Genomic DNA, 13,145 nt, shown 5'->3' with positions numbered 1-13,145 from the left:
GTGGAGGCGATGACCCGGCGGTCGGTCCTGCGTCGGGGCCGTCCCGGTCACTCCCCCGATCGGGGCGGCCCTCGCATCCACTGGGAGGAGGTCAGCCGTGCTCGGATTCATTCCTGGTCGGGGCGGGGCGCGGTGGTCGTACTCGATGAGGAACGTGGCGGCGACGACCGTGCCGGGCGCGATCGAGCCGGCACACGGCGGTGTGGCGCGTCACGTGCGGGCACCTGACACCCCAACGAGCGTGATGCCTGTCAGTCATCAAGATGACTCACCGGCATCACGCTCACCGAAGTGTTGCCTCCCGCCAGCCGCCGGCGGTGCGGAGTGAGTCGGCCGCACCTGCCGATGCGACCGCTGTGGCGGTGTCGCGGCTGCGGCGCGCACTGGCCCTGCCAACCGGCGCGGCTGGCGTTGCTGGCCGAGTACCGGGACGACCGCACGGCGCTGCTGTTCTACCTGGGCACGCTGATGGCGGAGGCGGGCGATCAGCTCGCCCGGCTGAGCGGGCGACCCGCCGACCTGCACGCACGTTTTCTGGGCTGGGTGCGCGGCCGGGGCGGCACAATGTTTCACGTGAATCATGAGCCGGGCGCCGAGATCCACCACACCGATCCGTTCGCGGTGCCGGCCGGGCAACGGTCGCCGGCCCGCCGGCTGCGGGGTCGGCTCGCCGCGCCGGTCACCCTCTGGACGGCGCCCGGCCCGGCGGGTCTGACGGTCGCGTCGACACTGGTCGCCGAGGGGGAGCCGGACCGGCTGCTCGGGCTGATCGACCCGGAGTCCGACCTCTGGGCCGCCGTCGAGGAGGCGGGTCGGTTCGCCGTCGCGCCGCTCGGCCCGCCACACCGGCAGCTCGCCGACCGCTTCGCCGGCCTCTTTCCCGCGCCGGGAGGGCTCTTCGCCTCCGGCGGGTGGACCGACACGCCCTACGGGCCGGTGCCGTCCGACGCCGGCGGCTGGGCGGGGTGCCGGCTGGACACCGCCCGGGAGTACGGCTGGGGCCTGCTGGTGGAGGCCACCATCGAGGCCGTCGACCTGGCCGAGGACACCACACCGCTGCTGCACTACCGGGGGCGGTACCTCGAGCTGCGGGGCTGACCAGGGGCCTGGGAGCGCGACCGGTCACCGGGGTGACGTAGGTCACTCGGCGCACCCAGCCAACCGCTCGGCGCACTCGACGACCGGCGTCGATCTCGACCTTCCCCGGCGGGGAGCGTGCCTCCTACGGTGCGCGCAACTACCCCCGACGCCTGTGAAGGTGGTGATCCACAGATGTCCACGGACACACCCGCGCCGACCGCTTCCCGGCCGGACAAGTACCTGGCCGTACAACAGTCAGACGAGTTCGCCGGGTTGCGGCGCGCGTTGCGCGGCTTCGTCTTCCCGATGACCGTCGCGTTCTTCCTGTGGTACGCGCTCTACGTCATTCTCTCCGCGTACGCCCGGGACTTCATGGGCACGAAGCTGTTCGGCAGCAACATCAACGTTGCCCTGGTCTTCGGCCTGCTCCAGTTCGTCTCGACGTTCCTGATCGCCTGGCTTTACTCCCGGTACGCCGACCGGAAGATCGACCCGGTGGCCGACCGCATCCGTGCCGAGATCGGGGAGGTGACCCACGATGACGGTCCACGCGGCTGACCTGCTCCTCGCGGCCGACGCGACGAACCACACGGCCCGCAACCTGACCATCACGCTGTTCCTGGTGTTCGTGGCGGTGACCCTGGGCATCACCATCTGGGCCAGCCGGCAGACCAAGACGGCCACGGACTTCTACGCCGGCGGCCGCTCCTTCTCCGGTTTCCAGAACGGCATGGCGATCGGTGGCGACTACATGTCGGCCGCCTCGTTCCTCGGCATCGCCGGCATCATCGCGCTCTACGGCTACGACGGCTTCCTCTACTCGATCGGCTTCCTGGTCGCCTGGCTGGTGGCCCTCCTGCTGGTCGCGGAGCTGCTGCGCAACTCCGGCCGGTACACGATGGCCGACGTGCTGGCGTTCCGGATGCGGCAGCGTCCGGTGCGTACGGCAGCTGCCGTCTCCACCATCACCGTCTCGATCTTCTATCTGCTCGCCCAGATGGTCGGCGCCGGCGCGCTCGTCGCGCTGCTGCTCGGCATCAAGCCCGGGACGACCTTCCTCGGCATGGATGCCGCCACGGCCAAGGTGGCGACCATCATCATGGTCGGCGCCCTGATGATCATCTACGTGACCGTGGGTGGCATGAAGGGCACCACGTACGTGCAGATCGTCAAGGCGTTCCTGCTGATGAGCGGCGCCCTGCTGATGACCGTGCTGGTGCTGGCGAAGTACCACTTCAACCTGTCCGAGCTGCTCGGCGCCGCCGCCTCCGCGTCCGGCAAGGGCGACAAACTCCTGGAACCGGGCCTGCGGTACGGGGTGGAGGTCGCCGGGAACGCCACGCAGACGTTCTACAACAAGATGGACCTGCTCTCGCTCGGCATCGCCCTGGTGCTCGGCACGGCCGGTCTGCCGCACATCCTGATCCGCTTCTACACCGTGCCGACCGCCAAGGCGGCCCGTAAGAGCGTGCTCTGGGCCATCGGCATCATCGGCACCTTCTACCTGCTCACCCTGGCCCTCGGCTTCGGCGCGGCGGCGATGGTGGGTGGTCCGGCGATCATCGCGCAGGACAAGGCCGGCAACACCGCCGCGCCGCAGTTGGCCGAGGCGCTCGGCCTGGAGTTCTTCGGCGGTGACCTGGGTGGCGCGGCCCTGCTGGCGATCATCGCGGCGGTCGCCTTCGCCACCATCCTGGCCGTGGTCGCCGGATTGACCCTGGCCTCCTCGTCCAGCCTGGCTCACGACTTCTACGCGAACGTCCTGAAGAAGGGCGAGACGTCCGAGCGCCAGGAGGTACGGGTCGCCCGGATCTCCGCCCTGGTGATCGGCGCGATCTCGATCCTGCTGTCGATCTACGCGCAGAACCTCAACGTGGCGTTCCTCGTGGCGTTGGCCTTCGCGGTCGCCGCCTCGGGCAACCTGCCGGCGATCCTCTACAGCCTGTTCTGGAAGCGGTTCAACACTTCCGGAGCGGTATGGGCGATCTACGGCGGTCTGATCTCGGCCGTGGTGCTGGTGTTCTTCTCACCGGTGGTGTCGGGCGCGGCGACGTCGATGTTCCCGGACCACGACTGGCAGTGGTTCCCGCTGTCCAACCCGGGCATCCTGTCCATCCCGTTCGGGTTCCTTTGCGGGTTCGTCGGCACGCTCATCTCGAAGGAGCACGACGAGGACAAGTACGCCGAGCTGGAGGTCCGCGCCCTCACCGGCGCGGGTGCGCACTGACGCGCTAGCTGTTAGGAAGGGCCCCCTGTACAACGCCAGGCGTTAGCAGGGGGCCCTTCCTTCAGTCGGTAGGCTGACCGGCATGAAGGTTGCTACGCGCTTTGGGTCTGGTCACCGCGTTCTTGTCACCGGCGGCGCCGGTTTCGTTCCGTCGCACCTGGTCGACTCGCTGATCGCCCGCGGGTGCACGGTGGTGGCCCTGGACAACTTCGTCACCGGTTCCAAGGAGAACGTCGCCCACCTGCTGGACCGGCCAACCTTCACCCTGGTCGAGGCGGACCTCTCCGACGGCCTGCCGACGCACCACCCGGCGCTGGCCGAGCGCTTCGACGCGATCCTGCACATGGCCTCGCCGGCCAGCCCCACCGACTTCGCCCAGCTTCCGGTGGAGATCCTCCGGGTCGGGTCGGTGGGCACCCTGCACCTGCTGGACCGCGCGGTCGCCGACGGCGCCCGGTTCCTGATGGCCTCCACCAGCGAGGCGTACGGGGACCCGAAGGAGCACCCGCAGCGCGAGACCTACTGGGGCAACGTCAACCCCATCGGCGTCCGCAGCGTCTACGACGAGGCGAAGCGCTTCTCCGAGGCGGCCACCATGGCGTACCACCGGTACCGGGGGCTGGACGCCGCGATCGTGCGGATCTTCAACACGTACGGCCCGCGGATGCGCCCGGACGACGGTCGCGCCATCCCGACCTTCATCTCCCAGGCGCTGCGTGACGAGCCGATCACCGTGCACGGCACCGGCAACCAGACCCGGTCAATCTGCTTCGTCGAGGATCTGGTGCGGGGCATCCTGCTGCTGCTCGACTCGACCGAGACCGGGCCGGTCAACTGCGGTACCGAGCACGAGATGTCCATGCGTCAACTCGCCGAGTTGATCGTGTCACTCTCCGACAGCAACTCGGAGGTGACGTACATCACGCGCAGCGCGGACGACCCAGAGATGCGGCGCCCCGACCTGACCCTCGCCCGTGAACTGCTCGGATACGAGCCGGCCGTGACGCCCGAAGACGGCCTGCGACGCACGATCGAGTACTTCCGGGCGCGGCTAGGGTAACCGGCTCGCGGCGGACCGCCGATCGCTGAGTGTCACCTGAGGGCGGTAGTGGCCCTCGCTACGTACTCTGAGTTGCATGTCAGCGACCCCTGCCGGCGTTCCCCACCCGTACCTGCACCGCAGCGCCGGGCGCGCCTCGGTGCCCGGCCCCGACCGGGGCGCCTCCGGACGCGCGCGTCCGGCCGAGGCGCGCTTCTACCCGTCGTACGACGATCGGCAGGTCGGCCCCGGCGGGCCGACGGGACCGGGCGGGCCGGGTGGCGCCGGCGGGTCGGGACGGCGTGGTCCCCGCCCACGCTGGGGGCGGATCGGCCTGGTGGCGGGCATCGCGGTGCTGGTGTTGGCGCTGCTCGGCGGCCTGGGCGCGTGGCTGTACGCGCGCGGCCTCAACAACGACCTGGCCCGCACCGATCCCTTCGCGGAGATCACCGGCGGCCGTCCGGCGAAGCCCGTCGACGGCGCGTTGAACATCCTGCTGGTCGGCAGCGACTCCCGGGACCCGGACGCGCCGGTCGACACCAAGAGCCAGTGGCGGGCCGACACGATCATCGTGATGCACATCCCGGCCGACCATAAGGAGGCGTACCTGGTCTCCATCCCGCGTGACCTGTACGTGCCGATCCCGGAGAGCGCGGGCGCGGACTGCGGCTCCGGCCGGCGGGCGAAGATCAACGCAGCGTTCGCCTTCGGTGGCCTGCCGCTGGCGGTCCGTACCGTCGAGTGCTTCAGCGACGTCCGGATCGACCACGTCATGGCGATCGACTTCGGCGGGTTCAAGGAGGTCACCGACGCCCTCGGCGGGGTGGACCTGAAGGTGGAGCGGACGATCACCTCGATCCACAAGCCGTACCGGACGTTCACCAAGGGCACCAACCACATGGACGGCGCGGAGGCGCTGGACTGGATCCGGCAGCGTAAGCAGTTCCCGGACGGCGACTTCGCCCGGATGCGGCACCAGCAGGACTTCCTGCGGGCGCTGATGGACAAGGCGGCCAGCACCGGCACCCTGGCGAACCCGAAGAAGCTCAACGACTTCCTCAAGTCGGTGACCGCGGCGGTGACGGTCGACCAGGGCTTCTCGTTGACCGATATGGCGGTGCAGTTCCGGAGCCTGCGTGGTGAGAACCTCACGTTCCTGACCAGCCCGAACTCGGGCAGCGACACCATCAACGGCGAGTCGGTGGTGGTGTCGGACCGGGAGAAGGCGCTGGCGATGTACAAGGCCATGTCGGCGGACACGATGGCGGACTGGGTGAAGGCCAACCCGCCGAAGAGCAACGACGGCGGCTGAGCCTCCTCTCCTGCCCCCACTCCGTAAGTGTCTTGACCGTCCATTGGGGATTGTCTTAGGTTTGGGCCTCGCACCTCGATCAATGACAACCACGGACACGGCAGGGGCCCTGGCCGGGCGAACCGCTTGCCGGGCGTCTCGATCGAGGGAGGCGCCCGGCATCGCTTCGGGTCGTTGCCCTCTGCCACCAAGGCGAGGAGAAGTCGATGACAGGCAAGCTGCACAAGGCGTTAGGGGCGACGGCCGCCGCCGCGCTCATCACGGGGGCTGGCCTGGCAGCCACCGCCGCACCGGCTCAGGCTGCCGCCCTCGGGTGCCCGTACCCCTACACGTGCCTCTCCGACCAGGACAAGGTCATCGATCACAAGTACCAGGTCGTGACCTCGGGCTTCCAGTCCATCTCGAACGGGGTCGATGTCGTGTACGGCGCCAACAGCCGCAACGACGACGTTGTGTACGTCCGGTACACCACCGGGCTGATCAAGTGCATGGCCGCCGGCAAGCCCAACACCCTCTACGACGTCGGGTACTACGGGATCCCCAACGGGATCCGCATCGACTCGGCGTCCACCTGCGCGTACGGGCCGATTCCGCCAGCGAGCAAGTAGACCCTGCGGGGGTCCGACCCATCCGGGTCGGGCCCCCTTTCGCGCGTGCCACACCAGGTGCCGCGCCAACTTGTCAGATAGAATCGGACATTAGGGGCATTGAGGCGTTCGAGCCGATCAGGCCATCGCTGCCTCGCCTTTCTGGTCATCGAGTGGGGGCGATCGCCTGGTTGACGGTGCCTGGCGAGCGAATTGAGTCCAGATGAACTCGCAAAGTCGAATTGATGTACGTACAGTGGTGCCGCCCCCTCCTGATCACGAGCTGGAGCACGAATGCCGGTTCAGGCCAGCCGTCGCCCTCCGTCCACTACATCCGCCGCGCAGAGCGGTCGTATCGCCGCGTCCATACCGGTGCAGCCCGGCCCGTCGGGCGGCGGCCCGGGCGGTCGTCCGCCAGGTGCCGGCGACAGCCGGACAGGCGGCAAGGGGCCGGCGAAGAAGCGGCCCCGGCGCAAGGATCCGCTCTGGGCCCGCCTGACCGTGATCTTCGGTGCGGTGCTGATGCTCAGCAGCGGGGTGGCGATCGTCGGCACGAAGGTGCTGGTCGGTCAGGCCACCGGTGACATCGCCCAGCGCAACCTGCTCGGCGACGCCGGCAAGACCGACGCCGAGGGTGGCGCGAGCCTGGACGGGCCGATCGACATGCTGCTGCTCGGCGTGGACGCCCGGGAACGCTGGGCCGCCGACGACGTCCGGTCGGACAGCATCATCGTCCTGCACATCCCGGCCTCGCACGACCAGGCGTACCTGATCTCCATCCCCCGCGACACCGAGGCGCAGATCCCCCCGTTCAAGAAGAGCGGCTACACCGGTGGCACCGACAAGATCAACGCCGCCTTCCAGGCCGGTGCCCGCAACGGTGGCGGCTGGGAGGGTGGCGCCCAGCTCATGGCGCAGACGATCAAGCGCCTCACGGGCATCAGCTTCGACGGCGCGGCGATCATCAACTTCGGGGGCTTCAAGAACGTCATCGACACCCTGGGCACCGTGCGCATCTGCGTGAGCCAGGAGGTCACGTCGCTGCACATGAGTTATGTCGACGGTAAGCCGATGTGGAACGCCGACGCCAAGAAGACCGGCAAGACGATGAAGCCGGTGGTGCACAAGAAGGGCTGCCAGGAGATGGAGGGTTGGGCTGCGCTCGACTACTCGCGGCAGCGCAAGACCCTCCGCAACGGCGACTACGACCGGCAGCAGAACCAGCAGCAACTGATCAAGGCGATGGCCCGCAAGGCCAACGACGGCGGCATGCTGACCAACCCGGCCAAGATGAACTCGTTGATCAAGGCAGCCGGCAAGGCCTTCGTCCTGGACACCGGCGGCGTGCCGATCGAGAACTTCATCTTCACCATGCGTGGCGTCACCGCCAACGAGTTGACCATGTTGAAGACCAACAACGGCAGCTTCAACGGCAACGGCAACAACCGTGAGGCGTTGAACGAGGAGACGATGGCGATGTTCGAGGCGGTCAAGCAGGACAAGCTCGCCGAGTTCGTCTTCACCCACCCCGAGGTGATCTCCGGCCGGAAGTGACGGCCAAGTCGCGGAAAGCCCGGCGACCGTTCCGTCACTGACCGTAGCCTGACGTGAGCAAGGTTCACGTATCGGCTGCGGGGAGGCGGTCACGTCCAGGTGGGGACGGAACGCGGCCGGCCGGGCACACCCGGCCGGGTCGCGCCGCGATCGCTGGCCACGCCTCCTGCTCGCCGTCGGACTGGCCCTAGTCCTGCTGGCCGGGCTCGCGGTGATGGGCCTCAAGACACTGACCCACCGGTACGACCGTACGGTCACCAAGGAGCAGTTGCTCGACGCCAACGCCCGAACCGACCGGACCGACCTGGACGGGGCGCTCAACTACCTGCTGATCGGCACCGACAAACGCGCCGGCGGCAGCGAGCCGGACCAGCGCTCCGACACCATCCTCATCGTGCACGTACCCGCCGGACGGCGTGCGGCGTACCTGGTCTCCATCCCGCGTGACCTGCTGGTCGCCATCCCACCGGCGAACGGCTTCGGCGGCGGCCCCGACAAGATCAACGCCGCGTACGAGCACGGTGGCGGCGGATCGGCCGGCGCCCGACTGCTCTCCACCACCCTGAACCGGCTCACCGGCATCCGGTTCGACGGCGCCGCCCTGATCGACTTCTCCGGTTTCCGGAAGGTGATCGACCTTTTGGGCGGGGTGCAGATGTGCGTCGACACCGAGGTGCGCTCGATCCACACCAACCGGGTCTTCCGGACCGGCTGCCAGCGGATGGACGGGGCACAGGCGCTGGACTACGTACGGCAGCGCTACGACCTGCCCGGGGGCGACTACGACCGGCAGCGCCACCAGCAGCAACTCCTGCGGGCGATGCTGGACAGCGCCGGCGACGCCGACCTGCGCAACAATCCGGTGAAGCTGGACCAGGTGCTCCGGGCGGTCGGCGGCTCGTTGACCGTCGACACCAACGGCGTACCCCTTGAGGATCTGCTCCTCGCGCTCCGCGCGCTGCCGCCCGACGGAATGCGCGGCGTCCAGGTGCCCTCGTCCCCGCAGACCATCGACCAGGTCTCGTACGTGGTGCTCGACAACGGCGGCAACGGGCTGTTCGAGGCGGTCCGGGGCACCCGCGTACCGGACTGGGCGCAGGCCAACCCGCGCTGGGTGACCCGGTTGTGACCGTGGCGACGGCCGGGTCGGTGCCGATCCGGCCCCCGAGGATCTAGTGTTGCTTCCTGTGTTCGGACCCCAGGTTCCCACCGTGCCCGTGACCGAGATCGCCGACGACACCTACCTGCTCGATGTGCGGGAGGCCGACGAATGGGCGGCCGGCCACGCCCCCACCGCCCACCACCTGCCGATGATGGAACTGCCCGCGCGGCTGGCCGAGGTGCCGACCGACCGGGACGTGGCCGTCATCTGCCGCTCCGGTGGACGATCCGCCCAGGTCGTCGCCTACCTGATCAACAACGGGTGGGGTCAGGTGCGCAACGCCGACGGCGGGATGCGCCAGTGGGCAGCGGTCGGCCGAGCAGTGGTCGACGCGAACGGGCAGCCCGGCCAGGTCATCTGAGGCGGCCGGGATGGGCGGGCCACTGGTCTTCGCGCACCGCGGCGCCTCGTACGACCTTCCGGAGCACACCCTCGCCGCGTACCTGCGCGCCCTCGACGAGGGCGCCGACGGGCTGGAGTGCGACGTCCGGCTGACCCGGGACGGTCATCTGGTCTGCGTACACGACCGGCGGCTGGACCGCACGAGCAACGGTCGCGGGCTGGTCAGCGCGCGAACTCTCGCCGAGTTGGACGCGCTGGACTTCGGCTCGTGGCATCCAGCCGGCGCGCCGAGCGGTGACCTGCCGCCGGACGAGTCGCACACCCGGCTGTTGACCCTGGCCCGGCTGCTCGACGCGGTGCTCGCCGCCGGGCGGCCCGTCCGGTTGCTCGTCGAGACGAAGCATCCGTCCCGCTTCGGCTCGTTGGTGGAGCGGCGGCTGGTCGACCTGCTGCGGCAGTACGGGCTGGTCGATCCGGCACCGGACGACCCGGTCCAGGTGACCGTCATGTCGTTCTCCCCGCTGGCCGTACGCCGGGTCCGGGAGTTGGCCCCGGCGCTGCCCACGGTGCTGCTGCTGGAGGTGCTTCCACCCTGGCTGCGGCTGGGCCGGCTGCCGTTCGGCGCCCGCATCGCCGGCCCGGGCATCGGCCTGCTCCGGGCCCGCCCCCACCTGCTGCCCGCGCTGCGCGCCGCCGGCAACCAGGTGTACGTCTGGACGGTCAACGAGCCGGCCGACGTGGAGCTGGTGCTGGCCGGGGAGGTGGACGGGATCATCACGGACCGACCGGCGCACGTGCTGGCCCGGCGGGACCGCTGAACGGGCCGCGACGCCGAGCCGGCCGCCCAGCGCGTCGACCGCCGGCAGCGCCTACGCCTACGCCCACCCGACAACCGGGGGTGCCGAAAGCCGGGCCGGCGGGGCAGACTCGGCACATGCCGGAGCGTATCGATTTTCCCGCTCTTCTCGCCGGCCACACCGTCGTGATCGAGATGATCAATGCGGGGGACGCGGGCCTGCCGGTCCTCACCCAACTCCTCCGGATGGCCCAACCGGCGCTGTCCGCGAGCGGAATGGCGTTCGTCGAGTTCGGTCCGACGGGCGGCCGGGTGATCGCGGCCACCGGCGCGGCGGAGTGGGCGCTCGGCCGCCCGCTCGCGGCGGACGACCCGGACACGGTCCGGCTGCTCTCCGGCCCCCGGGTGAGCCAGGTCCGGGTGACCGATCTGAGCGGCAAGCTCGCCGCCGAACTCGCCGGCAGCGGCCTGCACCGGATGGTGGTGTCCCGGGCCGAGATCGGCGGTCACACCGTCGGCAGCCTGCACGCCCTCTATCCGGGCGACGACGAGCCGGGCGCCGAGCAGCAGGGCGTCATCGCGTACCTCGCCTCGTGCGTCGCCCACATGTACGGCGACCAGAGCGGACTGCCGGTGCACGGCGACGGGCCGGTGGTGGCGGCGCTCGCCGACGGGCTGGCGGTGGTCGACCGGGACGGGCACGTCCGGCTGTGGAACCCGGCCGCCGTCCAGGTCACCGGCTGCACGACGGGCCAGGCCCTGAACCGGCCGTTGCCGCTGCCGCTGCCGCCTGCCGGCCAGGTTCGCGACCACCGGCTGCCGGACGGGCGCTGGCTGCGCATCACCTCCGGCGACCTGCCCGGCCCGGGCGCGCTGCGGGTGGTCACCTTCCGCGACATCACCGACCAGCAGCGCCGCGATCACGACCGGGAGCTGTTCGTCGCGGTGACCAGCCACGAGCTACGCACGCCGGTCACCGTCATCAAGGGGTACGCGGACACCCTCACCGACCACTGGGAGTCGCTGACCGACGGCGACCGACGGCAGGCCGCCCGGGTGATCGGGCAGCGCGCCAACGAGCTGGCCCGGTTGGTCGACCGGCTGCTCTCCTCGGCGGCCGAGACGGGGCCCGCGGACGAGCCGCCCACCCCGTTCGACCTCGGTGCGGCGCTGCGCGCGGCGGTCGTGGACCTGCCGGCGGAGCTGCGGCACCGGCTGACGCTCCGCCTGCCCGTCGACCTGCCCAAGGCGCTCGGCCACCGTCCCAGTTTGGCCACCGTCCTGACCGAGCTGGTGACCAACGCCGGCAAGTACTCGCCGCCGGGCTCCCCCATCGAGATCACGGCCGGGGTCGACGGTCAGTTGGTCGCGTTCCGGGTGAGCGACCGCGGCATCAGCATCCGGCCGGAGCACGTGGAACGGGCGTTCGACCGGTTCTGGCAGGGCGAGTCCGGTGACCGGCGCGGCTACCCCGGGGCGGGGCTGGGCCTCTATCTCGTCCGCCGGATCGTTGAACAGCAGAATGGATGGGTATCCCTACGTCCGAGGACCGACGGCGGTACGGTCGCAGAGGTGCGGCTACCGCGCGGTTGACCTGCGGGGCGCGACGTGGAGGCGACGGTGGCGACGGCGGCGAGGGATCGGGCGTGGTGCGTGGTGGTTCCCCACCACCCCGCCGGCGCACGACTGGCCCGGCATCGGCTCGCCGACGACCTGGCGGACGTCGTGCCCCCGGCGCTCCTCGCGGATCTGATCGCGGTGCTCGCCGAACTGGTGGGCAACTCGGTCCGGCACGCCCACCCGCTGCCCGGCGGCGTGGTCCGGGTGGCCTGGCGGCTGCGGCCGTCCGCCGACGGCCCACGGATCCAGTTGCGGGTGACCGACGGCGGCGCGGCCACCGGCCCACGGATCCGCACCGCCGGCCTCGACGCGGCGGACGGGCGGGGCCTGCACATCGTCGCCGGCCTGGCGACCCGCTGGGGTGTCGAGCGGGACGGTATGGGTCAGCGCGTCTGGGCGGAGTTCGACCCCACTCCCACCCCCGGCCTGGTGCCGGCCGGCTAACACCTTCATGATCAACTCGCGCTGGGTTGGGTGGGTCCGGGTCATGCCGGGGCCGGCGGGGCTCTAGGCTGTGACGCCGTGAGCAAGCGTCGAAAGAGCCAGCGAGCAGCCACCGACACCACTCCCCGTCGGGACAAGGTGCGGGACGTCTTCGTGCCGCGTCCCTTCGAGGGCCTGGTCGACGAGCCCGAGTGGATCGCGCTGCGCGAGCTGGTGCCCGCCGCGTCCGCCCCGCTGCGCCTGGCGCCCGCCCTGGTCGAGGAGTTCGGCGACCGGTCGGCGACCCTGGCCACGGTGCTGCCGATGGCCGCGCCGGCGGTGAGCAAGCCGGACGGCCAGGTGCTCATCGGTCTACAGCGTCACCAGCAGTCCGGCGATGTCTCCCGGGACCTGGCCGAGGCGCTCCTCAGCGCGCTGCGCACCGAGCCGGGCGGCCAGGTTTCCGTGCCGCCGCTGCCCGGCCCCGGGCCGCGACTTCAGGACATCCTCGTGGACGGCCCGCTGGAGATCAGCATGCACGACGGGTTCGAGTTCTGGCTCGATCCCGGCGCGACCGATGACCCGAGCGTCCAGGCGTCCCTGGAGCGGGCGAACGCCGCCATCTACCCGACGGTGCGGATGACCTCCGCGAAGGCCGCGTACTGGTGCCGGGTCCCCGAGAAGGCGCACGTGCGCTGGGTGCTGCCGGACGACGAGGACGGCGCCCTCGACGCGCTGGCCCGGCTCGGCGCGGCCGGCACGCTGACGCTCGGCGACCAGACCAAGTTCGCCGGGATGTTCCGCGCCCACGGCCGGCTCGTACCCGTCTGGGACCTGCCCGAGGAGACGCCGGCGAGCGAGTGGGAGGACCCGGTGGCGCAGTTCGCCAAGCGGTACGCGGAGGCTCTCGCCAGCACCGAGGTGTTGGACGCCGCCGGCCGGCGGGCCCGCCAGGGGTTGCTCGGCCGACAGCTCACCCTGCGCTGAGGCGTTGTTAGGAAGG

At 70.5% G+C, this 13,145-nt stretch carries 13 protein-coding genes; all 13 read left to right on the top strand.

The features are described from left to right. Positions 1–345 precede the first annotated feature (345 nt). The 13 genes from AB0B55_RS13195 (at position 346) to AB0B55_RS13135 (ending at position 13,129) form a co-directional block, all read left to right on the top strand. Entirely contained in the window at positions 346–1,098 is a 753-nt protein-coding gene (locus AB0B55_RS13195; protein WP_357171831.1) for a flavin reductase family protein, read from the top strand. 174 nt (positions 1,099–1,272) lie between these two features. Beyond that, positions 1,273–1,638 carry a DUF485 domain-containing protein gene (locus AB0B55_RS13190; RefSeq protein WP_357171780.1) on the top strand — a complete coding sequence of 122 codons (366 nt, stop codon included), beginning with the start codon at positions 1,273–1,275 and terminating at the stop codon, positions 1,636–1,638. After that, a complete protein-coding gene (locus AB0B55_RS13185) occupies positions 1,619–3,307 on the top strand; it encodes a cation acetate symporter (protein WP_357131519.1) in 1,689 nt (562 codons plus the stop codon). The genes AB0B55_RS13190 and AB0B55_RS13185 overlap by 20 nt, the downstream gene beginning before the upstream one ends. Positions 3,308–3,389: 82 nt before the next feature. After that, a complete protein-coding gene (locus AB0B55_RS13180; protein ID WP_357131516.1) occupies positions 3,390–4,367 on the top strand; it encodes an NAD-dependent epimerase/dehydratase family protein in 978 nt (325 codons plus the stop codon). Between the two features lie 76 nt (positions 4,368–4,443). Then, complete coding sequence (locus AB0B55_RS13175) at positions 4,444–5,658, top strand: LCP family protein (protein ID WP_357131512.1); 1,215 nt, start codon at positions 4,444–4,446, stop codon at positions 5,656–5,658. 206 nt (positions 5,659–5,864) lie between these two features. Further along, positions 5,865–6,266, top strand: coding sequence for a hypothetical protein (locus tag AB0B55_RS13170; RefSeq protein WP_357131509.1), 402 nt, complete (start codon positions 5,865–5,867; stop codon positions 6,264–6,266). A gap of 273 nt (positions 6,267–6,539) precedes the next feature. Further along, complete coding sequence (locus AB0B55_RS13165) at positions 6,540–7,799, top strand: LCP family protein (RefSeq protein WP_357131506.1); 1,260 nt, start codon at positions 6,540–6,542, stop codon at positions 7,797–7,799. A gap of 214 nt (positions 7,800–8,013) precedes the next feature. Continuing rightward, positions 8,014–8,928 (top strand): LCP family protein, encoded by a 915-nt coding sequence (locus AB0B55_RS13160; RefSeq protein WP_357171779.1) that lies wholly within the window; start codon positions 8,014–8,016, stop codon positions 8,926–8,928. Positions 8,929–8,986: 58 nt separating this feature from the next. Then, on the top strand, positions 8,987–9,322 hold the full coding sequence (locus AB0B55_RS13155) for a rhodanese-like domain-containing protein (protein WP_357131500.1): 336 nt from the start codon (positions 8,987–8,989) through the stop codon (positions 9,320–9,322). A gap of 10 nt (positions 9,323–9,332) precedes the next feature. Next, positions 9,333–10,121 carry a glycerophosphodiester phosphodiesterase family protein gene (locus tag AB0B55_RS13150; protein ID WP_357131497.1) on the top strand — a complete coding sequence of 263 codons (789 nt, stop codon included), beginning with the start codon at positions 9,333–9,335 and terminating at the stop codon, positions 10,119–10,121. 116 nt (positions 10,122–10,237) lie between these two features. Next, a complete protein-coding gene (locus AB0B55_RS13145) occupies positions 10,238–11,692 on the top strand; it encodes an ATP-binding protein (RefSeq protein WP_357131494.1) in 1,455 nt (484 codons plus the stop codon). A 60-nt stretch (positions 11,693–11,752) separates the two neighbouring features. Next, the gene (locus tag AB0B55_RS13140; protein ID WP_357131818.1) at positions 11,753–12,163 is read left to right on the top strand and encodes an ATP-binding protein; all 411 of its coding nucleotides are present in this window, start codon (positions 11,753–11,755) and stop codon (positions 12,161–12,163) included. A gap of 78 nt (positions 12,164–12,241) precedes the next feature. Then, the gene (locus AB0B55_RS13135; RefSeq protein ID WP_357131491.1) at positions 12,242–13,129 is read left to right on the top strand and encodes a DUF5926 family protein; all 888 of its coding nucleotides are present in this window, start codon (positions 12,242–12,244) and stop codon (positions 13,127–13,129) included. Positions 13,130–13,145 lie beyond the last annotated feature (16 nt).

It is taken from the genome of Micromonospora sp. NPDC049107 (assembly GCF_040648595.1).
GTDB lineage: Bacteria > Actinomycetota > Actinomycetes > Mycobacteriales > Micromonosporaceae > Micromonospora.
Note: the sequence above shows the minus strand (reverse complement) of the source record. Positions and strands in the feature narration are given on the sequence as shown.